This window comes from Meiothermus hypogaeus, from assembly GCF_003574035.1.
GTDB lineage: Bacteria > Deinococcota > Deinococci > Deinococcales > Thermaceae > Meiothermus > Meiothermus hypogaeus.
Map to the genome: position 1 here is coordinate 39,611 of NZ_QWKY01000012.1, position 23,350 is coordinate 62,960.

The following is a 23,350-nucleotide window of genomic DNA, read 5'->3' on the forward strand; positions in this document are numbered from 1 at the left end:
CGGTTCGGCGTCATTCCAGCATCTAGCCGCAGGTTTTTGCCCAAGCATCGGCATCTAGCTTTGAACTTTATGTGCAGCTTGCTGGACTGCATTACCCCTCAAAACTCGGCTCCCCCCGCACAAAACCCGACAGGTTGCGTCTGGAAGGGGCTGCCAAAAAGGCCTTCAGGGTTCGCACCTCTTCGGTATCGGGCAGGTTGTCGAGGGGCCTGCCTTCGCGTACCGCCCGGAAGGCTTGCTCGAGGGCCCGGTAGCGCTCGCCGCTCACCCCGGCCCGACGTAAACCCACCGTATTCAGGCGGTAATGCAGCGCCGGGCTGCCCTCCGCCAGCGAGAACGGCAGGACATCCCGGGTGGGTTTGGAGAGGGCCCCCACCATGGCCCGGGTTCCAATGCGTACAAACTGGTGGATACCGGCCAGCCCCCCCACCACAGCATAATCGCCGATCTCCACATGCCCTGCCACGGCCACACTCTGAGTCAAAATCACCCCGTTACCCACCTGGGCGTCGTGCCCCACGTGCACATGGCCCATCAGGTAGCAATCCGAACCCACACGGGTGGGCTGTTCTTCTCTGGTGGAACGGTGCAGTATCACCCCCTCACGCAAGACCGTGTTGGCCCCCACCTCGAGCCAGGTCTCCTGGCCGCGAAAGCTCAGGTCTTGCGGCTCCCCCCCCAGCACCGCGTGTGGCCCTACCTTGACGCCTACCGCCAGCCGCACAAAGGGGTGGATCACCGCATGGGCCCCAATCTCGACCCCGGGGCCAATCTCGCAGGGCCCCTCAATCACCGCATAGGGCCCTACCTTCACATCGGAGGCCAGCAGGGCCCGGGGCGAGACCACCGCGGTGGGGTGGATGGCCAGCCGGCTCACGAGACCGCGCCCCCTGTGTCGGAGCGTAGCACAAAAGTCAGGGTGGCCTCGGCCCGCAGTTCGCCTTCCACCCGGGCCTCAACCCTGACCTTGCCCAATCCCCGCCGGTAGGCCAGCAGTTCCCCCTCTAAGATGAGGGTATCGCCTGGGATCACCGGCTTCTTGAAACGGGCCTCCTCAACCCCCACCAAAAACACCAGCCCCCCGGGCCGGTACTCGGGCTGCTGGGTGACCACCGCCACCGAGCCTTGGGCCATGGCCTCAATCAGCAGCACCCCCGGCATGATGGGGTAGCCCGGAAAGTGCCCCTGATAGTGGGGTTCGTTGAAGGTCACGTTTTTAAGGGCCCGAAAGCGCTTCTCGTCGGCTTCCAGAACCCGGTCTATCAGCAAGAAGGGGTAGCGATGGGGCAGAAACTTGAGGATTTCGTAAATGTCCACGGCTTAATACTAAGGGTTTGGCGCGAGGGGGAAAAACCGCCCCACCGCAGTAGATGACGTTTTTTGGTTTACTTTGGGCTTTCGGCGTTCTGAGCTGGCTTTTTAGCGGGTCATTACCGGTTGCAAAGCGTGGGAGAGCTCGAGGGCCAGCTCGAGGGCTTGCAGGTCGTCCTCGAGGGTGACCAGCGAAGGCTCTCCTTTTTGAATCCTATCCACAAAATGCTTAAGCTGGCGGCGCAAGGGATTATCGTTGTGGATGGCAATGCGCTCGGTCTGTACCTGGGTGCGCCCGTTGGGCTCCACCCGGTCGGGGTCGGGTTGTACCGGTGGCGAGCGGTGCAGCGACAGTTCGGTAAACTCACTGTTAAAATCCAACCGCAGCACCTCGCCGGGCTGGGTAATGGTCAGGGAGCGTTCAGCCTGAGGGGAAATACGGCTGGCCGTAAACAGGGCCCGCGCGCCCGAAGGGAAATCCACCACGGCCTGGGCAAACTCGTCCAGCCCTTCTACCTGCCGTCCCACCACGCTGTAGCGCAGCGGCTTTTCCCGCAAAAGCAACAGTACCAGGTCCAGGTCGTGGATCATCAGGTCGAGCACCACCCCAATGTCGCGTATACGTCGGTTGTTGCCCATGCGGCGGGCCTCCAGCACCCAGGGGGTGTTGACCATATTCATGAGGTCGCCCACCGCTCGGTAGAAGCGCACAATATGCCCTATCTGCAAAATCACCCCCCGCTGTTCGGCCAACCGTACCAGCTCCCGCGCCTCATGCATGGTGCGGGTCATGGGCTTTTCCAGCAGCACATGTACCCCAGCCTCTAAAAACATTCGGGCCTGCTCGTAGTGAAAGGAGGTCGGCGACGCAATCGAGACCGCCTGCACCCTGCCCAGCAGGTCCTCCGGGCTGGCATAGGCCGGTACTTCCAGATCCTGCTCGATGGCGGCCTGGCGAAAAGGATCGGGGTCGGCCACCCCTACCAGCCGAACCCCTGGCAACCCTGCATAGACCTGAGCGTGGTACGTGCCCATCACCCCCACGCCCACAACGCCCACATTTAGCTCCATAGAATCCTCGTAACGTGATGCACAAACCCTGCGTTCCAAGCAGGATGATACACTTAACTCCTATTTACAACCAATTTTTGGGGGGCTGGCCTTTAGCAATGGCTCAGGAAAGTCACAGCCTTGTGAAAAGAAGGCCCCCAAACCCTGAGGGCAGTGGGTCATCCGGCCAAGAAATTAGCTCTGGAGTAGCTTGGCCAGCTCCACATGCAGCCGATGGGAACTGCGGTGCGCCACGAAACGGCCCAGGTAGGGCCGACCGGCCAGGTACAAATCGCCCAGAAAATCCAGGGCCTTGTGCCAGACCGGCTCATGCAGCATACGGGGGGTATTGACAAAGCTGTGCTCGCTAAAGACCAGAGCGTTATCCAGTGAGGCTCCTTTAATGAGCCCGCGGGCCCGCATGGCCTCCACCTCCTGTAAAAAGCCAAATGTGCGGGCCGAGGCCAGCTCTTCCAGCGGCGTAGGTGGGCACTCTACCTGCTGGTAGCCGATTTTGGGGTGGGTGAAAAGAATGGTGACGGCCAGGGAAAAACCCTCGGCCGGCTGAGCCATTACGCTGCTGCGCCCCTCCTCCACCCGGATGGTTCCAGATACCGAAACCGGTGGGGGGCCCAGCGCCGAAAAGCCCTCCAGGGCCGTCATCCATTCCCTGGCGCTGCCATCCAGGATGGGAATCTCCGGGCCGGTTACCTCAACCATCAGGCCCTCCCAGATGCCCCGAATGTAGAAGGCTGCCAGCAGGTGTTCAACCGTCATCAAGCGCTGGTGCTGGTAGCCCAGCACCGTGCAGCGCGTAGTGTCAATTACAGTAGAAGCCAAAGGGCGAAACTCGAGCCCCCCCACCCGAAAACGCACCGGCCCCTCGGCTGGATGAAACCTTACCGAGCTGGGTTCGCCACTGTGGAGGCCTATGCCACGAATCGTCATTGGGGTTCCAGTCAAATGATGTCAGAGGTTATTTTTGCAGCTGCTCTTTCAAGAATTGCCGCAGACTGCGCTCCGCCGTTGCCAACCAGTCCAGCACGGCCAGGCGCCGCCAGTGCTTCCGGAGGGGCTGGGCAGGAATGCCGCCGGCCCAGGTCTCGCCCGGAGGTACGTCTTTCGAAATCCCGCTGCCGCCCGTTAGCCTGGCTCCTTTACCTATCCGCACATGGTCGGAGAGCACCACCCACCCACCCATCAGCACGTCGTCCTCCACGACCGAGCTGCCACCAATCGCGCTACTACCCACCATCACCACACCTTTGCCAATTTGGACGTTGTGGCCGATATCGGTCAGGTCGCCGATTTTGCTTCGGGCCCCGATGCGGGTCTCCCCTACCACGCTGCGCTGTACCACGCAGTTGGCCCCCAGCTCGACCCCATCCTCCAGGACCACCCGGCCAGTGTGGGGCAGCCGTTCTCCATTCTGAAACCCAAACCCCGCCACCCCCAGGACAGAACCTGCCCCAATTTTGCAATCCGCGCCAAGCCAGGTATTGCGGTAGAGGGTTACCCGGGGCTCGAGCACCGTCCGGGGGCCCACCTCCACCCCCTCGCCCACATAGCAGTACGGTGCAATTACCGCTCCCGCAGCCACTCGAGCTCCCCGGCACACCAGTACATACGCCCCAACCGAGGCGGTGGGGTCTACCTGAGCCCCGGCTTCGATGGTGGCGCTGGGGTGAACCCCCACACCGGCCCAGGTTTCGCGCTCATCAAAAAGGGCCAGGACCCGCGGCCAGGCTTGATGTACCGCCGACACACGAATCCGACTGATGGTATCTGGGCAAGGGCTGGTTTCGTCCAGTATTAAAGCTGCACCACTGGCCAGGGCAACCTCGAGATACCTCGCCTCGCGCACCACCGCCAGCTCGCCCGGCCCGGCCCGGTCGGGGGCTGCCAGGCGCTGAATTTCTAGATCGGGGCCCTCAAGGTGCCCCCCAACCTGCCGGGCAATTTCAGAGAGCAACATAGGCTAGCCGATAGCCTTGCAGGACATCAATGGCCAATGGTCGATAGTCCATAGCAAGTGATGCAAAGCCCATAACCTTTTTGACTTTCAACGCTAGGCGCTCGACCCCTCCGGCTTTTGGCTCAGCATTACCGCTTCAATACGTTGTCGGAGGTGACCAGGGCATCGCGCAGCACATGCAACATGTCCAGCGCCTTACCCGTGCCCAGCGCCACCGCTTCCACCGCATTTTCGGCCACCACCACCGGTACCCCCGTGGCCTCCTGGAGCAACAGGTCCAGGTTGCGAAGCAAGGCCCCCCCACCGGTAAGCAAAATGCCCCGGTCGATGATATCGGCCACCAGTTCAGGCGGGGTGGTCTCGAGCACGCTCTTCACCCCCTGGACGATTTTCTCCAGGGGTTCCTTCAAAGCATCCACCACATCGTCGGTGGTCACTTCAATGCTCTTGGGCAGGCCCGAAATCAGGTCGCGACCACGGACTTCGGCCACCGCACCCTGATCACCAGGCGAACGCTTGGCGGCGCCAATTTTGATCTTGAGCTCTTCCGCCGTGCGTTCTCCGATCAACAAGTTGTACTTATTACGGATGTAGCGAATGATGGATTCGTCGAACTCGTTACCAGCAATCCGCAGACTCGTGGCGCGCACAATGCCACCCAGCGAAATCACCGCAATATCACTGGATCCCCCCCCAATATCCACCACCATGCTGCCGGTCGGTTCAGCAATCTTGATACCAGCCCCAATGGCCGCCGCCAGAGGTTCGTCGATCAGGTAGGCCCGCTTGGCACCGGCCTCCACAATGGCCTGTACCACCGCCCGGCGCTCCACCTCGGTTACCCCCGAGGGCACCCCCACCATCACCTGCGGTCTGAAAAAACGCAGGGGGGGCAGCACTTTTTTGATAAAGAGGGTGAGCATCCGCTCAGTTAGGGTATAGTCAGCAATTACACCATCCTTGAGCGGGCGGGCCGCCACGATGTTGCCAGGCGTGCGCCCCAGCATCCGGTAAGCTTCGGCCCCCACCGCTTTGACCTCCTTGGTGTCGCTCACCATCGCAATGACCGAAGGCTCTCGCAGCACAATACCTTTGCCACGCACATAAATCAGCACCGAGGCGGTGCCCAGGTCAATACCCACATCTTCCCCACGAAACGAGAACATCCCAGCCATAGCGCTTCATTGTACAGGTTTGCATTAGAAGCGCAAAACACAGCGCCTGGCCACTAAAGCGGTTCTGGGAAGGAACCCAGCAATCTCCTGGCGCAAAAAACTGTACAGAAGCAATTTTTACCACCAGGATTAGCAGCGAATATAGAGGGAGCCGCGATAGTTGAACAACCCGTTACCACAAGCCAGGTGCCAAAGAGATATCAATCTGCAACAAGATCCGCCCAACCGAAGCAGTGTTGCTGATTAGGTATTTGTGGCCTCGAGCGCCCTCAAGGCAAGTCTTCTGGGTAGTTGGCATTAATAAACAAATACCGCCCAAAACGATCTTCTAGCTCGGCCTTGTCCAGCGCCACATGGGGAATGCTGTGTAAAAGCGCCTGCATTTTGAGTTCCCCGGCCCCCAACCTGCGCAACACCTCGGGCTCGAGGGACTTATGATACAGCGATCCAAGCGGCTCAAAAAAACCACGCTCGACAGCCACCACAGCCAGGCTTCCGGGCTTTATTTGCCCCAACATAAAATCCCAGAAGTCTGCGTTGAAAAAAGGCTGATCACAGGCTGCAACCGCCACCCAGTCGTGTTTGGCGTGAGCTAGCGCAGCATGAAGCCCGGATAGGGTATCGCCACCCCGCCGAAGATCCTGGTATACCGTCCCAAAGCCAGGGTAGGGGCGGTTGGCTACCACAAAGACCTCCGACGCCCCGCTCATCGACTCCAGCACCCATCCGATCAGGGGCTTACCTCGGTACACATACAAAGCCTTATCCTGCCCAAATCGGCTGGAAAGCCCTCCCGCCAACACTGCCCCGCTCCAGGTCGCTGGTTTCATCTTGCTATCATCATAATGTCCTGTACAGGCTGACCCGCCGACCTGGCTATCATCTCATAATCAACCCATATCCACCACCAGTATTTGCTGGGGGCCCACAAAATCAAGCCAAAACCTCGCGTCTATCAGCCCGGCACAGCGCCAATCAAACCGCATGCCCCCGCTTCGAATATTTAGAACGGTACTCGCTTAAGCGCTGACATTCTCATGACATATTTGGCCGACTGTTATGGTTGGGGGTCAGGATACCCCTACCCGGCTTGAAAAGGCCTAGTAACTTTGCGTTTGACAAGGCCTTGACGCACACCAGCCATACTTTAGGTCGGAGGTAGCAAGAATGAAGAAAGTCCTCGTTGCAGTTCTAGCTCTGTTTAGCCTGGCCCAAGCCCAGCAGATCCGCGCCGATGGGTCTTCCACGGTGTATCCGATTACCCAATCGGTGGCTGAAGAGTTCAACATCGTGCGGCCCGACGTAAAGGTCACGGTAGCCTTTTCGGGTACGGGGGGTGGCTTCAAAAAGTTTTGTGTAGGTGAAACCGATCTGCAAAACGCCAGCCGACCCATCACCAAGGCAGAAATTGAAGAGTGCCGTAAAAATGGCATCGAGTACATTGAACTTCCCGTAGCCTTTGACGGCCTCACGGTGGTGGTAAACCCCCGAAACACCTGGGCACAGTGCTTAACCGTAGCCGAGCTGAAAAAAATCTGGGAGCCCGATTCCAAAGTGTCCTTCTGGAATCAGGTACGCCCCAATTTCCCTGTGCGCCAGCTTGTTCTGTACGGTGCGGGCACCGACTCCGGTACCTTTGATTACTTCACCGAGGCCATCAACGGTAAAGCTAAGGCCATCCGCAAGGACTTCTTCCCATCTGAAGACGACAACGTGCTGGTGCGCGGGGTCGAGGGTAACGTTAATGCCATGGGCTTCTTTGGCTACGCCTACTACGTGGAAGAAAAGGGCAAGCTCAAAGCGCTGGCCATCGACAACGGCAAGGGCTGCGTTGCGCCTACCGATGCCACCATCAACAACGGTACCTATGCGCCCCTTTCGCGGCCCCTGTTCATCTACGTGAACCTCAAAAGCCTCAACGAAAAGCGCTCTCTGCAGGATTTTATGAACTTCTTGCTGACCAACAGCCGTGCCCGCACCGCTATTCGCAAAACCGGCTATGTGCTTCTGCCCGATGAAGCTTACCGCATTGGAAAGGTGCTGGTAGACAAGCGGGTTAAGGGTACGGTTTTTAGCGGTATTGAACCCGGTACCCCCCTGGTCGAAATCATGAAGAAGCTCGAGGCTGAGGCCAAGTAGTCTTACTACCCCTGCCCTCCACGCGGAGGGCAGGGTATTATTTTGAAAGTTAAAAGAGTAGAAGACTTGTATGAACACATCCACTTCAACGACATGGGCTTCCAAAAAGCCGGGCCGAAGCCCTGGGGAACGGCTGGTCGAGGCTATACTCTTTGCAACTTCGCTGGTTTCAGTGCTCACCACCGCTGCAGTGATAGTGGTGCTTTTTAGCGAGACATTTCAATTTTTTCTTCGCGTACCCCTAACCGAGTTTTTGTTTGCCCCGGAGTGGACCCCGCTTTTTGCCGAGCCCCGATATGGCATTGGTGCATTGCTGGCCGGCACTTTTTTATTCACAGCCATCGGTCTGGTGATAGCCATTCCGCTAGGTCTGCTCACGGCTGCCTATCTTGCCGAATACGCCCCCCATGAGCAAAGCATCAGGGTCAAAGGGATCATGGAACTGCTCGAGGGCGTACCCACAGTGGTTTTTGGCTACTTTGCCCTGCTGTTCTTAACGCCCATACTGCAAAACCTTATTCCCGGCCTAAACCTCTTCAATCCCATTTCGGCCGGTTTGGTTTTGGGTTTTGCAATTTTGCCCTATATCTCCAACGTAGCCTCCGACGCCATGATGGCTGTACCGCGCAGCCTGCGCGAAGCCGCTTATGCGCTGGGCGCAACCAAGTTTGAAGTGGTCACTAAGGTGGTTTTTCCTGCCGCTGTTTCGGGCATTGTGGCGGCCATCATCCTGGCTACCAGTCGGGCCGTCGGTGAAACCATGATTGCGGCCATTGCGGCTGGGCAGCGCCCCATCCTTACCCTGGATCCACGCGAGACCATTGCCACCATGACCTCTTACATCGTGCAGGCCGCCACCGGCGACCAGCCGGCAGGTTCGCTGGCCTCGCGCGCCCTTTTCTCCGTAGGGGCCACCCTCTTCCTGCTCACACTGGGCTTCAACATACTCGCCCAACGCATTGTAGAGCGCTACCGCGAGAGGTACGAATAATGCAACGAGGCCTTATCCAAGATTCGTCGCAAAATCCGCAGAAGCAGCAGCGCGACCGCATCAATCGCGTCTTCGCTCGAGCCGTAGTCGTACCCACCGTAATCGCTCTCGCTCTGATCGCGGTCTTGCTTCTCGATACGCTCTACGACACCGTCTCGGTTCAGGTCGTAGAGGTTACCGAAACAAGTGGAAAGAGCTTCGCGCTTGGTCAAGCCCTGACCGCTGATCAGGTAATCCGGCTCGAGCTCGCTGCTCAAGGCAAATCCGAGCAAGAAATTGCTGCCTTCATGAGCGACCCTGATGAAATGCGGATTTTCCGCTTGCGCAACCGCGTTGAGTTGATGTGGGCAACCCAGGATGGCCCCTTGCGTTGGGTAGTGAGCAGCCTGGACGACACCCGCATAAAAAACTTGAGCCTAATAGAGGGTTTACGTCAGTGGAACGAGCTCAAGCAGAGTTTGAATGAAAACCAGCAACTCCGGCTCAACCCCTGGCTCGACTACTCTTTTCTAACCCGTGACCCTTCTCGCAACCCCATCTCTGCTGGACTTCGCGTGGCGCTGTTCGGCACCATTTGGTTACTCACCATGACCCTTTTGATAAGCATCCCGATTGGGGTGGGCACCGCCATTTATCTCGAGGAGTACGCACCCAAAAACCGCCTTACACGGTTTATCGAGGTCAACCTGCGCAACCTGGCCGGTGTTCCGAGTATTGTGTTCGGGCTGTTGGGATTGGCGGTATTTGTTCGAGGCATGCAGCTTGGCCCAACCCTAATGGCGGCAGCCTTGACCATGGCTTTGCTTATCATGCCCACCATTTCCATCGCAGCTCGGGAGGCCTTGAGGTCTGTTCCAGACTCCATGCGCTTGGCAGCATATGCGCTTGGCGCCACCAAGTGGCAGATGATTTCAAAAGTCGTACTTCCGGCGACCATTCCAGGTGTGGCCACCGGGGTCATTCTGGCGGCCGCTCGAGCGATTGGTGAAGCAGCACCTTTGCTAATGGTTGGTGCAGCCGCCTATGTGGCTTTCATACCCAGAGGGCCACTCTCCGAGTATACGGTTCTCCCGGTGCAAATTTACCTCTGGATTTCTGCCAACCTGAGTGAGTTTGCCAATACTGCAGCCGCCGGGATTGTGGTGTTGTTGCTTACGCTGGGCGGGCTATATGCCCTGGCCTTCTGGGTTCGGCGCAAGTATAGAGTGGAGTGGTAGACATGGTTCAGGAAGTTGCGATTGGTCACGAAACGGTACGGTGGGAGCCAGTGCCCGCCGAAGATGCGGTAGTTCAGGTGCAAAACCTCAACCTTTTTTACGGTAAGCACCAGGCCCTTTACAACGTATCTGTCAATTTTCCCCGCAACAAAATTACGGCAATCATCGGGCCTTCCGGGTGCGGAAAGTCCACTTTATTGCGCTCTTTGAACCGCATGAACGACCTGGTGCCAGGTGTGCGCTTAGAGGGCAAAGTAATTTATGAAGGGGTCGATATCTACGACACTCAGGTCGACCCTGTGGAAGTGCGCCGGCACATTGGGATGGTTTTTCAAAAACCCAACCCGTTCCCAAAAACCATTTTCGAGAATGTGGTATTCGGGCTTCGTCTACAAGGTCAGAAAACAGGCCTGGACGAGGTTGCGCAAAGGGCTCTAGAGCGAGCCGCTCTTTGGGATGAGGTCAAAGACAAGCTTGGTGAGATCGCTCTGCGCCTATCCGGTGGTCAACAACAACGTCTGTGCATTGCGCGGGCCATTGCCACCGAGCCGCCTCTGCTTCTTTTAGACGAACCTACCAGCGCCCTCGATCCCATCGCAACTGAGCGGATTGAGTCACTTTTGATTGAACTCAAGCAACATTACTCTCTGGTAATTGTTACGCACAACATGCAGCAGGCCGCACGCATTGCAGATCGTACTGTTTTTATGCACCTGGGCGTGCTTATTGAAGAAGGCCCTACCAATCAAATGTTCACCAATCCCAGAGACAAGCGCACCGAAGCCTACATCACCGGTCGTTTCGGATAAAACACCCGTTACACCAACGCCCGGCTAACAACCCGCCTGTTCGGAGTCGGTGGGTTCGCCGACAGCAAGGTTGAGTCCGTTGTACTTTTTTTGGCAAGCCTCAATGCCCTCAATAGCCCAAGCTTGCGCAGCCTCGGCAGCGGTCTTGATTACCTTTTCCATCAATCGAGCCTGCGCTGGATGAAAACCGGACAGTACCCAGTTTGCACCCTCCTCGGGCGTGGGAGGTTTACCAATCCCTATTCGCAGGCGGTGGAAATTGCGGGTACCCAGGTGGGCTGCAATAGATTCCAAACCGTAGTTGCCGGCATTGCTGCCCCCCACTTTGAAGCGCAACCTGCCCGGCGGCAAATCCAGTTCGTCGTGCACAACCAGTATTCGCTCAGGCGGAATCTTGTAAAACTGGGCCAGAGGTGCCACGGCTTCCCCGGTAGCGTTATAGAAAGTGGTGGGCTTGACCAGTAGACCTGAAACCCGCTCTCCGGAAGCCTTCAGAAACTCGATCTCAGCAATAAGGGCTTTGCCCTTGTGCCGGAAATCCGAAGCAAGCCGGTCGAGCACCCAAAACCCCACATTGTGCTTGGTTCGAGCGTACTGCAAACCCGGGTTTCCCTGTCCAACAATCAGGAACATGTCTAAAATGTCGAGGGCCGAAAGCCGGGAAAACCGCAGCCTTCGGCCCCTGGCACCGGGTTATGGGCCTACTTCTCCTCTTCGGTCTTGCCCTTCTTGATGACTTCCACTTCGGCGGGGGTGGCTGCGGCCTGGGCGGCCAGCTTTTCTGCATCTTCGGGCGGTACAATCGCCACAACGGTATCGCGGGGGTTCATAGCCAGCTTGACGCCCTGGGGCAGGGTTAGCTCGTCGGCGTGGATGCTGTCGCCAATGCGCAGGTTGCTGACGTCAACCTCAATATAAGGCGGAATGGCCTTAGGCGAAACTTTGAGCTGGATGTCGTTGTTGACAAGCTGGAGCACACCCCCTTCACGCACGCCCTGGGCGGTACCGACAATCTTGACCGGAATCCACATCTGTACAGGTTCATCCGAGAGGGCGTAGAAGTCTACATGGTCGGGGCGGCGACGGCGCTTGTCCAGGTTAACCTGGCGCACCAGGGTATCTACAGTTTTGCCGTTCTCGAGCTCGAGGGTAATCACGTGGTGGATGCCTGCGGCCATGAAGACCTTGTTAAACTCCTTGAGATCCACCGCCACTTTGTAGTTTTCTTGCCGATTGTAGACCACACCGGGCAGTTTGCCGGCGTCGCGCAGTGCCGAAGGATTTTCATTCCCACGGCTTTGAGCTTTGATGCGGTATTCCATTGCCTTCCTCCGAAACTTTCTCTTGGCTGCACATTGGCCAGTCCAGGATTTTGCTTTGGTCACACCACAGCATTCGTGTGGGGGTCAAAACACAAGCCTTCAAAGTGTACCATAACCCCTGGTCATTAGAAAAGCCGGATTTAGGGTAGTTGTGCCGCCATCAGTCGGGCTGTGGCCTGGTTCAGCAGGGCATGGCGGCTGCGTTTCAAGGCTTTGAGCAAGGCCTGACTTTATGATAAAAACAGAATACAGCTTTTTATAAGTGATACAAGAGGCCCTGTCCAGGGGTAGCAGCCCTACATGGTTGGGCAGAAAATCAAGTTCTGAACGTTTTTATAAATGAAATGGTCAAGCCGGCTAGACAAAAGAGCAATTATGTTTTACTCTTAGCTTATCCGAGTTGGTACAAAACCAAACGGGGGAAGGAATCAAACGTAGACGAACTGAAGAACTGACCGCAACGCACGAACGAGCCGCCCGAAACACCAAGCCCCTAGCAGAAGCGCCCCCGTGGCGCAGACCGAAACGGAAGTGGATGATGAAAAAGCTCAAGCTCCCCCTGTACCCCTATCTGGAAAGCATCTTTGGCTACCCCGTCGATGCCCCCCAGGTGGTGTTCTACTGGGAACCCGAAAACGAAAAGCTGATGCACGACGATGGCCTCGAGGGCAGTACAGCCAACGCCAGGGCCTATCTGTAGAAGCAGCGCAAGCTGAAGAAAGCAAGTTAAGCATCAAGGGTCAAGCGCCAGAAACCATTGCGGATAGGGCGCTGAACCACCAAACCCGACTTCAGAACCCCAAAAACTACCTGCAAAATCTGACCGTAACACACAAGGAGAAAAACATGCCCACCAACCTAGTCCTCATCAGCGGCGTCCTCAGCAAGCGCGAGCTTCGCTATACCCCCAAAGGCACCCCGGTGCTCGAGGTCTCCCTCATCGGCAAGCGGGCCGTCGGCGAGAACCATCTCTTCTCCCGCGCCGACCTCACCTTCTATGGCAAGCTGGCCGAGCATTGGGCCGATCAACTGGCAGACGGACAAGCCTACCAGGCCATGGGCCGGCTGGTTTACGAGTCCTGGGAGGCAGACGGCGTAAAGGGCTCGCGCTTGCGCATTGTGGGCGAGGAACTCTTCAAGCTGGAAAACGCCGACGTGCGCGAGGAAGAAAAAGGCCCGGTGCTATACGGGGCCATGAACCGGGTGATTTTGTCGGGCGGCCTGACCGCCGACCCCGAGATTCGCCAGACCTCACTCAAAACCCCGGTGGCCAGGGCCAGCCTGGGCTTCTCGAGCTGGGACGCTTCGGCAGGACAGGCCCGGAGCCACTATATCGAGCTGGAAGCCTGGCGCGACCTGGCGGTGCAGTTTGCCGATCTCAAGAAGGGTTCGCAGGTACTCCTGGAAGGCTCACTCAAAACCGAGGTCTGGGAAGACAAAGAAAGCAAAGCCAAGCGCTACAAGCGCCTTCTGGAAGTAGAGCGTGTGACCCCCCTAGCCCGCATCCGCAGCGCCGAGCGCAGCCCAGAAGAGCCCCCTATGGTCAAAGGCAACAAGGTAAAAACCAAGACCAAAGCCGCCTAGATTGCTGCTACAGATGCATCGCTGAGTCAAGGCCGTTGAGGCGCACAACCCGTGCGCCTCTATGTTTTCTTGCGGACGGCTTAACGGTGAAATCTATCCGCGATGATTCAAAGTTGCTCAAGTAGTTTGCCTTTAGAAAAAGGAGGGGGTGTGGGGGAGCTATAATCCCCCAGTTTTCAAACCGGGGATACATGGACTCCCCCACGTGCTCCGAGGGAGCACACAGCATGGTGAGCGGTGGATGTGTTGTACAATCTCCTTGGGGACAGCGTTCCCCGCGCACCTTGAAACTTGGAGTAGGGGGTTCCATCGGGTAGTCCGATGGGTAAAACTCCAAACGAACACCCGTGGCAGAGCTAGAAGCATTGCGCTCGCCTGCCGATACGGAGTCAAGGTTCTTTCTGGGCTCGGACGGAGCCTTCGGGGATGGGCGCTGTGCAAACAGTTCCATCATGCCCGAGAAGCCCTGCTCTTCAGAGTGGGGAGTCGTCACCGGGGGTTTCAACCATCACCCTTCATAAGCCATATTGCGCTTTCGGCTCATACCCCCACCCAGTCGGGCATCTGCGCTGGAGCAGAACAGCTCAACTTCAGTCCAGTCGCTCGTAAGCGGGCAGGGTCAGGAACTCCTTGAACTCGGGTTGCAACACCAGTTCGTCCAGGAGCTGTGCGGCTTGCTCGAGGTTCTTCATGCCTGCTAGCTTGGCCATCTCTTCCTGCTTGAGCTGTGTATACAACTCCGGGGTGAAGGTACGCCCGTCCTCTAGTTTTGCCCCCTTGCGCAGCCACTGCCACAGTTGCGAACGAGAAATTTCGGCGGTAGCGGCGTCTTCCATCAGGTTGAAAATAGCCACTGCCCCGCTCCCGCCCAGCCAGGCCGCCATGTACTGAAGCTCCACGCTGATGTTGTTGCGAATCCCGGCCTCGGTGATCTTGCCGCCTGGCACATTGAAGTCAATCAGGTGCTCGGACTTGATCTTGCCATCCACGTCCTCGCGCAGGCGGTCTTTCTGGTTGGACCTGTCACCCAGCACCTTATCGAAAACTGCCAGGGCCACCGGCACCAGATCGGGGTGGGCCACCCAGGTGCCATCGAAGCCATCGCCCGATTCGCGTTCTTTGTCCCTGGTGACCTGCTCGATGGCCCTGGCGTTGACCTCGGGGTCTTTGCGGCTGGGGATGAAGGCTGACATACCCCCAATGGCGTGGGCGCCGCGCTTATGGCAGGTGCGTACCAGCAGCTCGGTGTAGGCCCGCATGAAGGGCACCGTCATGGTGACCTGGGCCCGGTCGGGGAAGAGTACCTCGTGGGTGGCAAACTTTTTGATGCAGCTAAAGATGTAGTCCCAGCGCCCGGCATTAAGACCGGCGGCGTGCTCGCGCAGTTCGTAGAGGATTTCCTCCATCTCGAAGGCGGCCAGGATGGTCTCGATCAGTACCGTGGCCCGGATGGTGCCCTGAGGAATGCCCAGGTAGCTCTGGGCAAACTTGAAGACATCGTTCCAAAGGCGGGCCTCGAGGTGGCTCTCGAGCTTGGGCAGATAGAAGTAGGGCCCGCTACCCCGCCGCAGTAGCTCGTGGGCGTTGTGGAAAAAGTACAGTCCGAAGTCGAACAGGCTCCCCGACATGGGTTCGCCATCCACCAGCACGTGTCGCTCCACCAGGTGCCAGCCCCTAGGGCGCACCAGCAAGGTAGCGATTTTCTCGCCCAGCTTGTATTCCTTTTCCGGCGTGCTCAGGCTAATGGTGCGGCGCACCGCATCCATCAGGTTCTGCTGGCCCTGCACCACGTTCTCCCAGGTCGGCGAAAGGGAGTCCTCGCAGTCGGCCATGAAGACCTTAGCCCCCGAGTTGAGGGCGTTGATCATCATCTTGCGTTCGGTGGGGCCGGTAATTTCAACCCGGCGGTCGTTGAGGTCGGGCGGAGCAGGCGCCACTTTCCAATCGCCTTCGCGCATGAAGCGGGTATGAGGTAAGAAACCCGGTTTCTCGCCTGCCTCGATGCGCCTGGCAACTTCGGCGCGGCGCTGCAGCAAACCTTTACGAACCGCGTTAAATTCACGCTGGAGTCCGGCTATAAAGGCCAGGGCCTCTGGGGTCAGCACGGTATTGGAGGCGGGAAGTTTGGGGCCGATAATCTGTACACCTTGGGGCATCTCGCTCATTGGGGTCTCCTGATAAGGGGTAAGGTGAACGGGGCACAGAACTCCCTGCCCCTTTCCAAGCCCAAGCCTAGCCCCTGGAAAATGAGTTTGTCAACCAGTGAGATTATTTTGCATCTATTGAAAATTATCTCCCACTATCCTAAGCTAAAGTCATGGAAACCAAGCGTCGCCCAGGGCGCAGCCGCTCTACCGAAGTAAGCGAGGTACGTACCCTCGAGCGCGGCCTGCACCTGCTGGAGGTGTTGTCCGAGGCCGAGACCCTCTCCCTCTCGGAACTCGCCCGTAAAACCGACCTCTCCCCCAGCACCGCTTACCGGCTCCTGGAAACCCTGCGCCGCAGGGGCTTTGCCGACTGGGACGAAGCCAAAGGCCTGTGGAAGGTGGGCCTGCGGGCCTACCAGGTGGGCTCGGCCTTTCTCACCCGGGGCGGGCTGATCGAGGCGGCCACCCCGGAGATGGAAAAACTGGTAGACGAACTCAACGAGACCGTCAACTTAGCGGTACTGGACGGCCACGAGGTCATCTACATCGCTCAGGTAGAAGGACGGCAGCTCATCCGCATGTTTACCCGCATCGGGGCCCGAGCTCCCATCTACTGCACCGGGGTGGGCAAGGCGCTGTTACTGGAGCACAGCGAGACCGAGGTACGGCGCATTGTGGGCGCAGGACCATTCAAGCCCTACACCACCAAGACCATAACTACCCTCGAGCATTTCTTGCAAACCCTGCAAGAAGCCCGCCAACGCCGCTACGTGCTCGACGACGAAGAGCGCGAGGACGGGGTGCGCTGCATCGCTGCCCCCATCCACGACAACCGGGGTAAGGTGGTGGCCTCGATGTCGCTCTCGGCCCCCGCAACCCGCATCCCCGACGAGCGGCTCAGCGAGCTGGGCGCTCGAGTACGCCAGGCAGCCGACGCGGTCTCGGCACGGCTGGGCTGGTCGGCGTAGTGGGCAGGCCTCAGGTCACCGGCTCTACCTGTACCCGAATCGCCTCGAGGCTCAACCCCACTCGCACCACACTAAAGCGCTCTCCAGGCGCCGAAGGGCCGTCGTAGCCCATCGTTTGAGGGGTTTTGTAGAAACGCACCCGAACACCCAGGGCGCTGAAGCCATCCTCCGGGCTGGCTCGAAACGATAACCCGGTGGCCGCCTGATCGGCGCTCTGCACCAGGCGGGTCAGCGTCCAGGATAAGGCATACGGCGCAAAGATATCGGTGCTCATAAGGTTTTTCAGTTCCGGGTCAGGCATCTGGATGGGGCTGCGGCTGGGGTGTATCTGGAATTGCCCCAGGGCCAAGTCGTAGCGGTCCCCTTGGGCCAGCAAACTCACCTGCCAGCCAGCCAGGGTGCGCTCGAGGAAAGCCACGTAACTTTCGCCCGCAACCTCCCAGGGGCCCTGCTTCGGCATCACCAGCGCGGTGTTTTCGTCCACACCCACGCCGAGCCCTACCCCGGCTTGCTCCATCGCCCACATTAGCCGCCCAAAGCGCCCCCAGGCCAGAAAATGTTGGTCTACCTGCAGGTTTTTGACCAACCCCAACCCAGGCTGCAAGGAAAGCGTCTCTCCGTCGCCCAAGCAGGTGTCCAGGCTCTGGCCCCCGGCAATCATCGGGTCGGCCATTGCCGCTGTGCCGGCACTGCTACCAGCCACCCCGGCTCCTTCTGCAAACTGACGCCTCAATAGCGCCAGGACAGGGGTTCCCAGCAAAGCCCGGGTAATCTGGCGTTGATCCCCCCCAGCAAAGAAAAACCCCGAGCAGCTTTGCACTTGCGAGCGCACAGCAGGGTCGTAGGCGAGGATACCGGCATTTTCAACCGTGATGCCAATGTGTTGGGGATCAAAGCCCTGTGACCTGAACAGGGCAGCATTCACTTCCCAGCTTTGGGCCGGGTTGCTGCTGGCGGTGGTAAAGATGCCGATGCGGGGACCGCAGTGCTCGAGGATTTTCGCAAATACCGCTTTGTTATCGGGCTGAAGTGCCCCACCCACCAAAATAAGCGTACCCATAAAAAACCGGGGCTCTTCCCGGCCTTAGTTTACCGATGTTGGAAACCCCCAGCTATCCAATACGGGCTTCCACATACTCCCGCTCGCCTGCCACAATTTTCCGAGCGAGTTCGATGTCTTTGGGGTACTCTTTGCCCCGATTGATCAAGTAGGTCTCGTAGCGCCCAATTTCGAAGTGTTCAACCACTTGCCTGAGGGCCTTGCCCAGGTCAAACTCCTTGCAGGAAAAAATATCCACGCTGATAAAACGCTGGCTGGGGAAGGTATGAATGGCGATGTGGCTTTCGGCGATAATCACCACCCCCGTAATCCCTTCCGCCTGGCCTGGCATGGCTGGATAGCGCTGCACTACCGGCGGCAGCACCTTGGTCATCTCCATCTCTTCGGGCAGCTGATCAAGTACCTGACGAATCAGCTCGAAGTCGGCCAGTTTTTCTGCATTTGCGTGGTAGCCGTCTATCATCAGGTGCGGGCCAAAACCGAACAGTTCCAACCTCGTAACCTCCAAAAGCTTGCGGCTTTCAAGCACCAGGCTCTGCCCCCATGCCTTGTCCGCAGCCCTCTGCTGGACGGCCACCCAAGGGTCGTCCTCAACAGCCCATCATTATGGGCCCCTGGGGGGAAGGTGTCAACCAATGGAGGGAAAAACCGTTCTGTACAAAAAATCGGCGCGTTTCGTAGCAAGTAGATTGGAATAACTGTTATTAATTACACCAGTCCTCTCCAAGAGCCAATGTGTGCCTCTTTAGTATCCATACCTGCCCTAAAGCGGGTATAGTCTAGGGGAAATGAGCACCAAACCTGTGACAGGTACTGAAAAACGGTTAACAGATCGGCAAGACAACTGGTGGATCGAGCCCCTCTTTACAGTCTTGAGCCTGGGCATATTTGGGTTATATGCCATGTGGGTGGCCTGGAATCGCCAGCACTACGAGTTTGGACCCTACATATCGCCCTTCTACTCGATTCCCATTCCGGGAGTGCATGCCCGCGACCTGGATTGGCTGGCGATTTCACCCGCTTTCCTGGTGCTGTGGATTCCGCTGGGCTTCCGTGCCACTTGCTACTACTACCGCAAAGCCTATTACCGAGCTTTCTTCTGGGATCCACCGGCTTGTGCGGTTCCTGAGCTGCGCAAATCGTATGGCGGGGAACGGGCCTTCCCTTTTGTGCTCAACAACCTGCACCGCTACTTCTGGTATCTCTCCATTCCGGTCATGATTTTCCTCTGGTATGAAGCCATCAAAGCCTTCTTCTTCAGCGATGGTTTCGGCATTGGGGTAGGCAGTCTAATCATGCTGGCCAACGTAATTCTGCTCTCTTACTACACCTTCTCCTGCCATGCCTGGCGGCATATCGCCGGAGGCTGCCTTAACTGCATGTCCAAGCACAAAACCCGTTACAACCTGTGGCAGCGTATCACCCGTATCAACGAGAGCCACGGGTTCTGGGCTGTAATCAGCATGTTTTCGGTGTGGTTTACCGATGTCTACATTCGCCTGTGCTCCATGGGCACCATCACCGATTTCCGCTTTTTCTAAAGGAGCCAGATCATGGAATCCTACACAACTTACGACTACGACGTACTGGTAATTGGCGCGGGTGGCGCGGGTCTACGGGCTGCCATTGCGGCCATTGAAAAAGGGGCCAGGGTAGGGGTGGTTACCAAGAGCCTCTTGGGCAAGGCCCACACCGTGATGGCCGAGGGGGGCATGGCTGCCGCTATGGGCAACGTGCGCTCCGAGGATAACTGGAAGGTGCACTTCCGCGACACCCTCAAGGGCGGGGGGATGCTCAACAACTGGAAGATGGTGGAGAACTACACCAAAGAAGCGCCCGACCGGGTGCGCGAGTTGGAGCAGTGGGGCGCGGTCTTTGATCGTACCCCCGATGGCAAGATCAACCAGCGCAACTTTGGCGGGCACTCCTATCCCCGGCTGGCCCACGTGGGCGACCGTACCGGTCTCGAGCTCATTCGCACCCTGCAAGACCACGCTGTGAAAATGGGCATCAATGCCCACATGGAAACCACCATCTATCGCCTCCTGACAGAGGGTGGCGCGGTGGTGGGGGCGCTGGGCTTCAACCGCCAGACGGGCGAATTCCTGGTCTTCCGGGCCAAGGCCGTGGTGCTGGCCACTGGGGGTCTGGGGCGCATCTACCAGATCACCTCCAACTCCTGGGAGTGCACCGGCGATGGCTTCTCGCTGGCTAGCATGGTGGGCGCTGATCTAATCGATATGGAGTTCATCCAGTTCCACCCCACCGGCATGGTCTGGCCCCCCAGTGTGATGGGCATTCTGGTCACCGAAGGAGTCCGCGGCGAGGGCGGGGTGCTCAAGAACAGCGAGGGCAAGCGCTTCATGTTCGACAACGTGCCCGAGCGCTACAAAGGCGAGTTCGCCGAAACCGAAGAGGAGGCCGAGCGCTGGCTGCAAGGCGACCGCAACGCCCGGAGACCGCCGGAGCTCCTTACCCGTGATGTGGTGGCTAGGGCCATTCGTAAGGAAGTCAACGAAGGCCGGGGGAGTCCCCACGGGGGCGCTTACCTGGACATCGCCAGCCGCCGCCCTGCTGATTACATTAAAAAGAAGCTCCCAAGCATGTACCACCAGTTCATGAAACTGGGCAACCTGGACATCACCAAAGAACCCATGGAGGTGGGTCCGACCTGCCACTACGTGATGGGGGGCATCCGGGTAGACCCCGATACCCAGGCCACCAACGTGCCGGGACTCTACGCTGCAGGCGAGGTGGCTGGAGGGCTACACGGTGCTAACCGCCTGGGGGGCAACTCGCTGTCCGACCTGGTGGTTTTTGGGCGTCGGGCTGGTATGGCCGCGGCCGAGTACGCAGCCAAACAGACCGGCTCTTATCAGGTAGACGAGGCTCAGGTGCGGGCCTACATTGCCGAAGCCCTGCAACCATTCAACAATCCCCAGGGCGAAAACCCCTTTGCGCTCATGAAAGAACTTCGCGCAACCATGCAGAAAAACGCAGGCATTATGCGCGAAGAAAATGAACTCAAAACACAGCTCGAGATTCTGGCCAACCTCAAAAAGCGGGCCTGGAACACCTCGGTTTCGGGAGGCCGAGCCTACAACCCCGGCTGGCACACGGCCCTGGACATGCGCCTGATGGTCGAGATTTCCGAGGCAGTGGTACTTGCAGCCCTGGCCCGCAAGGAAAGCCGGGGTGGCCACGCACGCCTGGACTATCCCGACCCCGACCCCACTTTTGCCAAACTTAACCACATCATCCGGCGCAGCAGCGATGGAACCCTCAATGTGGTGGCTGAGCCGCTGCCGGAAATGCCCGAAGACCGGCGAAAGATAGCCGAGGCCAAAGACCTCAAAGAACTCAGCGACAAGGTAGGTGCGTGAATATGTCAACCGTCACCTTCAAAGTTTTCCGAGGGGATCGAAACGGTGGTGAGCTAAAAGATTACACCGTCGAGGTACAAGAGGGCATGGTGGTGCTGGATGCCATCCACCAGATTCAGGCCGAGCAGGCTCCCGACCTGGCCTGTCGCTGGAACTGCAAAGCCGGCAAGTGCGGCTCGTGTGGGGCCGAAGTGAATGGGAAGCCCACCTTGATGTGCATGACCCGGCTGGACACCATTGATACCAGCAAGCCTGTCACCGTGCGGCCCATGAAGACCTTCCCGGTCATCCGAGACCTGGCCACCGATGTGAAGTGGAACTACGAAGCCAATAAGAAAATCAAGCCTTTCACCCCGGCCCCTGGCACCGACTGGATCATGTTCCAGGAAGACGTGGATCGGGTACAGGAGTTCAGGAAGTGTATTGAATGTTTCTTGTGCCAGAATGTATGCCACGTACTGCGGGAACACGACGAAAAAACCGGTTTTATCGGGCCGCGGCTGCTCGTGCGCACGGCCAGCCTGGAAATGCACCCGCTGGACGTTGAAAACCGCCTGGACATGCTCAAAAACGAGGGCGGCATTGGTTACTGCAACATCACCAAGTGCTGCACCGAGGTCTGCCCCGAGCACATCCACATTACCGATAATGCCATTATCCCACTCAAGGAACGGGTGGTGGACGAGTACTACGACCCGGTACTGGGCTTCTTCCGGCGCCTGTTCGGCAGCAAGAAACGCGCTGAGCCCAGCGGTCAGGCGGCGGACGACTAAGCGAGCTTGCTATAAAGCCCCTCTCCTGGATTCTGGCTGGAGAGGGGCTTCGTATATTCAAACTGCAGGAGGAACAGTACCGATTTGTGTACTTTCCTCAATACCTGTTTCAAGGTAGAGTTGGCTGTATCGTGCACTGTACAGGGTTACTGCCATCGGGCATCTTGCGAACCTTTGAAATTGGTGCAAAATGATAAGAAATTTTTATGCCGTCCCAGCCGATTCTCGAGGACATTGACTCCACTGCTCCCCTGCGGGCCAGGGCCTACTTTTTCATCCTGCCGGTGGTGGTGTGGGCTGCGCTTTTTGCCTGGTCGCAGCTCGATATCGCCAATGAGGAAACTTTTTACGAGAAGTATTCTTTGTTGATTATGGCCATCTGGCTGGGGTTGTGCTGGATTGGGTTGCTGATTCCCAGATGAGTCAATTTTCACACCGTCGAGCATGGGGTTTTCTGGAGCGCTGCGCTGCTGATGGTGCTCAATATCTACTACAACCTGCTGGCTCTGAACAGCGAAGGATTGTGGAACTCCTCGCTGTGGATTGCGGTGGTGTTTGTAATGGCCTACTTCGTGTTTACGCCCCGCCAGGCCTGGCTGGTTTCGCTGGGAATTTTTTCGGCCTTTGTGTTGGTAGGTCTGCTGACCGTGGTGCCCCAGTCCTTGCAGGGAATACCCATCGACCAAAACGCGGTAGTGCAGCTTTACGTCTCGCAACTGTGTTATTTGATACTGTTCCGGCTGCTGGTGCTCTCTAAAGAACACTCCATGCAGGTGCGTCTCGAGGCCGCCAGGTTCTATTGGCTGGCCCATACAGATCCACTAACCAACATCGCCAACCGCCGCTCTATCATGGAAGCCCTGTATCGGGCCCTCGAGCACCACCAAAAAACCGGCGAACCCCTTTCACTGGTATTGCTGGATCTGGATCGCTTCAAGCAAATTAACGATAAGTACGGGCACGAAATGGGCGACAAGGTGCTAACCCACACCGCTCAGGTCTTGCAGCAGAACCTGCGCCAGAGCGACCAACTCGGACGCTGGGGCGGAGAGGAGTTTGTATTATTGCTACCCAGCACCCCCCTTCAGGAAGCCCGCAAGTTATGCGAGCGTCTCCAGACGCTACTGGCCGAGAATACCCCGGACAAACCGCACCCCGTTTCGGCCAGCTTTGGCATTGCCACAGCAGCACCGGACGACACCCCCGACTCCTTGATCTCGAGGGCCGACACAGCCATGTATATGTCCAAGCAAGCGGGGGGCAACCGGGTGGAAGTTGCAGGCTAGGCACATAGTCTGAAAGACACGGGCGTGGATGTAATACCAGATTCGGTTAGTTCGTCACCCTTTGGTGACGAACTAACCCGACCGAAGTTATCCGCGTAGCGGAGGGCGATACCGCCCCTTGGAAGTTATCCGCGTAGCGGAGGGCGATACCGCCCCTTGG

The 23,350-nt window shown here is 58.0% G+C and carries 24 protein-coding genes; 12 read left to right on the forward strand and 12 right to left on the reverse strand.

The genetic code is table 11. The annotated features are described in order from the left end of the window. Positions 1-91 precede the first annotated feature (91 nt). The 7 genes from lpxA to mobA form a co-directional block, all read right to left on the reverse strand. Positions 92-877 carry an acyl-ACP--UDP-N-acetylglucosamine O-acyltransferase gene (gene lpxA / locus Mhypo_RS04955; RefSeq protein WP_186814621.1) on the reverse strand — a complete coding sequence of 262 codons (786 nt, stop codon included), beginning with the start codon at positions 875-877 and terminating at the stop codon, positions 92-94. Beyond that, complete coding sequence (fabZ, locus tag Mhypo_RS04960; protein WP_119340200.1) at positions 874-1,317, reverse strand: 3-hydroxyacyl-ACP dehydratase FabZ; 444 nt, start codon at positions 1,315-1,317, stop codon at positions 874-876. The genes lpxA and fabZ overlap by 4 nt, the downstream gene beginning before the upstream one ends. A gap of 102 nt (positions 1,318-1,419) precedes the next feature. Continuing rightward, positions 1,420-2,382, reverse strand: a complete 963-nt coding sequence (locus tag Mhypo_RS04965; protein ID WP_119340201.1) for a Gfo/Idh/MocA family protein — start codon at positions 2,380-2,382, stop codon at positions 1,420-1,422. A 174-nt stretch (positions 2,383-2,556) separates the two neighbouring features. Further along, positions 2,557-3,309 carry a UDP-3-O-acyl-N-acetylglucosamine deacetylase gene (lpxC, locus tag Mhypo_RS04970; RefSeq protein ID WP_119340202.1) on the reverse strand — a complete coding sequence of 251 codons (753 nt, stop codon included), beginning with the start codon at positions 3,307-3,309 and terminating at the stop codon, positions 2,557-2,559. Positions 3,310-3,337: 28 nt separating this feature from the next. Then, entirely contained in the window at positions 3,338-4,336 is a 999-nt protein-coding gene (locus Mhypo_RS04975) for a UDP-3-O-(3-hydroxymyristoyl)glucosamine N-acyltransferase (protein WP_119340203.1), read from the reverse strand. A 128-nt stretch (positions 4,337-4,464) separates the two neighbouring features. Continuing rightward, positions 4,465-5,511 carry a rod shape-determining protein gene (gene mreB, locus Mhypo_RS04980; RefSeq protein ID WP_119340204.1) on the reverse strand — a complete coding sequence of 349 codons (1,047 nt, stop codon included), beginning with the start codon at positions 5,509-5,511 and terminating at the stop codon, positions 4,465-4,467. 269 nt (positions 5,512-5,780) lie between these two features. Then, positions 5,781-6,341 carry a molybdenum cofactor guanylyltransferase gene (gene mobA, locus Mhypo_RS04985; protein ID WP_119340205.1) on the reverse strand — a complete coding sequence of 187 codons (561 nt, stop codon included), beginning with the start codon at positions 6,339-6,341 and terminating at the stop codon, positions 5,781-5,783. Positions 6,342-6,678: 337 nt separating this feature from the next. Between mobA and Mhypo_RS04990 the strand changes: the two genes are divergently transcribed. The 4 genes from Mhypo_RS04990 to pstB all read left to right on the forward strand — a co-directional run bounded on the left by Mhypo_RS04990 (position 6,679) and on the right by pstB (position 10,667). Beyond that, a complete protein-coding gene (locus Mhypo_RS04990) occupies positions 6,679-7,650 on the forward strand; it encodes a PstS family phosphate ABC transporter substrate-binding protein (protein WP_119340206.1) in 972 nt (323 codons plus the stop codon). Between the two features lie 70 nt (positions 7,651-7,720). Continuing rightward, positions 7,721-8,641 carry a phosphate ABC transporter permease subunit PstC gene (gene pstC, locus Mhypo_RS04995; protein WP_119340207.1) on the forward strand — a complete coding sequence of 307 codons (921 nt, stop codon included), beginning with the start codon at positions 7,721-7,723 and terminating at the stop codon, positions 8,639-8,641. Beyond that, on the forward strand, positions 8,641-9,858 hold the full coding sequence (gene pstA / locus Mhypo_RS05000) for a phosphate ABC transporter permease PstA (protein ID WP_119340208.1): 1,218 nt from the start codon (positions 8,641-8,643) through the stop codon (positions 9,856-9,858). The genes pstC and pstA overlap by 1 nt, the downstream gene beginning before the upstream one ends. Before the next feature lie 2 nt (positions 9,859-9,860). Continuing rightward, positions 9,861-10,667 carry a phosphate ABC transporter ATP-binding protein PstB gene (gene pstB / locus Mhypo_RS05005; protein ID WP_119340209.1) on the forward strand — a complete coding sequence of 269 codons (807 nt, stop codon included), beginning with the start codon at positions 9,861-9,863 and terminating at the stop codon, positions 10,665-10,667. A 24-nt stretch (positions 10,668-10,691) separates the two neighbouring features. Here pstB and pth read toward each other — a convergent pair whose 3' ends face one another. Both pth and Mhypo_RS05015 read right to left on the reverse strand, forming a co-directional pair. Next, positions 10,692-11,300, reverse strand: a complete 609-nt coding sequence (gene pth / locus Mhypo_RS05010) for an aminoacyl-tRNA hydrolase (RefSeq protein ID WP_119340210.1) — start codon at positions 11,298-11,300, stop codon at positions 10,692-10,694. Between the two features lie 68 nt (positions 11,301-11,368). Continuing rightward, positions 11,369-11,989: a 50S ribosomal protein L25 gene (locus tag Mhypo_RS05015; protein ID WP_119340211.1), complete on the reverse strand. Its 621-nt coding sequence runs from the start codon at positions 11,987-11,989 to the stop codon at positions 11,369-11,371. A 538-nt stretch (positions 11,990-12,527) separates the two neighbouring features. On the opposite strand from Mhypo_RS05015, the gene Mhypo_RS18045 reads away from it, so the two are divergent. Together Mhypo_RS18045 and Mhypo_RS05020 are read left to right on the forward strand one after the other, a co-directional pair. Beyond that, positions 12,528-12,689 carry a hypothetical protein gene (locus Mhypo_RS18045; protein ID WP_170148216.1) on the forward strand — a complete coding sequence of 54 codons (162 nt, stop codon included), beginning with the start codon at positions 12,528-12,530 and terminating at the stop codon, positions 12,687-12,689. A gap of 146 nt (positions 12,690-12,835) precedes the next feature. Continuing rightward, positions 12,836-13,573, forward strand: a complete 738-nt coding sequence (locus Mhypo_RS05020) for a single-stranded DNA-binding protein (protein ID WP_119340212.1) — start codon at positions 12,836-12,838, stop codon at positions 13,571-13,573. A 590-nt stretch (positions 13,574-14,163) separates the two neighbouring features. Here the strand turns inward: Mhypo_RS05020 and aceB are convergent. After that, complete coding sequence (gene aceB, locus Mhypo_RS05025; RefSeq protein ID WP_186814622.1) at positions 14,164-15,738, reverse strand: malate synthase A; 1,575 nt, start codon at positions 15,736-15,738, stop codon at positions 14,164-14,166. 152 nt (positions 15,739-15,890) lie between these two features. Here aceB and Mhypo_RS05030 point away from each other — a divergent pair, with 152 nt between their 5' ends. Continuing rightward, complete coding sequence (locus Mhypo_RS05030) at positions 15,891-16,688, forward strand: IclR family transcriptional regulator (RefSeq protein ID WP_119340213.1); 798 nt, start codon at positions 15,891-15,893, stop codon at positions 16,686-16,688. A 10-nt stretch (positions 16,689-16,698) separates the two neighbouring features. On the opposite strand, the gene Mhypo_RS05035 is transcribed toward Mhypo_RS05030, so the two are convergent. After that, positions 16,699-17,748, reverse strand: coding sequence for a cyanophycinase (locus Mhypo_RS05035; protein ID WP_119340214.1), 1,050 nt, complete (start codon positions 17,746-17,748; stop codon positions 16,699-16,701). A 52-nt stretch (positions 17,749-17,800) separates the two neighbouring features. Beyond that, on the reverse strand, positions 17,801-18,241 hold the full coding sequence (gene speD / locus Mhypo_RS05040) for an adenosylmethionine decarboxylase (protein WP_170148217.1): 441 nt from the start codon (positions 18,239-18,241) through the stop codon (positions 17,801-17,803). Positions 18,242-18,536: 295 nt separating this feature from the next. On the opposite strand from speD, the gene Mhypo_RS05045 reads away from it, so the two are divergent. The 5 genes from Mhypo_RS05045 to Mhypo_RS05065 all read left to right on the forward strand — a co-directional run bounded on the left by Mhypo_RS05045 (position 18,537) and on the right by Mhypo_RS05065 (position 23,190). Continuing rightward, positions 18,537-19,289: a succinate dehydrogenase gene (locus Mhypo_RS05045; RefSeq protein WP_119340215.1), complete on the forward strand. Its 753-nt coding sequence runs from the start codon at positions 18,537-18,539 to the stop codon at positions 19,287-19,289. 12 nt (positions 19,290-19,301) lie between these two features. After that, entirely contained in the window at positions 19,302-21,131 is a 1,830-nt protein-coding gene (locus Mhypo_RS05050; RefSeq protein ID WP_119340216.1) for a fumarate reductase/succinate dehydrogenase flavoprotein subunit, read from the forward strand. Between the two features lie 2 nt (positions 21,132-21,133). Further along, positions 21,134-21,904 (forward strand): succinate dehydrogenase/fumarate reductase iron-sulfur subunit, encoded by a 771-nt coding sequence (locus tag Mhypo_RS05055; protein ID WP_119340217.1) that lies wholly within the window; start codon positions 21,134-21,136, stop codon positions 21,902-21,904. A gap of 206 nt (positions 21,905-22,110) precedes the next feature. Further along, a complete protein-coding gene (locus Mhypo_RS05060; RefSeq protein ID WP_119340218.1) occupies positions 22,111-22,326 on the forward strand; it encodes a hypothetical protein in 216 nt (71 codons plus the stop codon). 51 nt (positions 22,327-22,377) lie between these two features. After that, positions 22,378-23,190: a GGDEF domain-containing protein gene (locus tag Mhypo_RS05065; protein WP_119340219.1), complete on the forward strand. Its 813-nt coding sequence runs from the start codon at positions 22,378-22,380 to the stop codon at positions 23,188-23,190. The last annotated feature ends 160 nt before the right edge of the window (positions 23,191-23,350 follow it).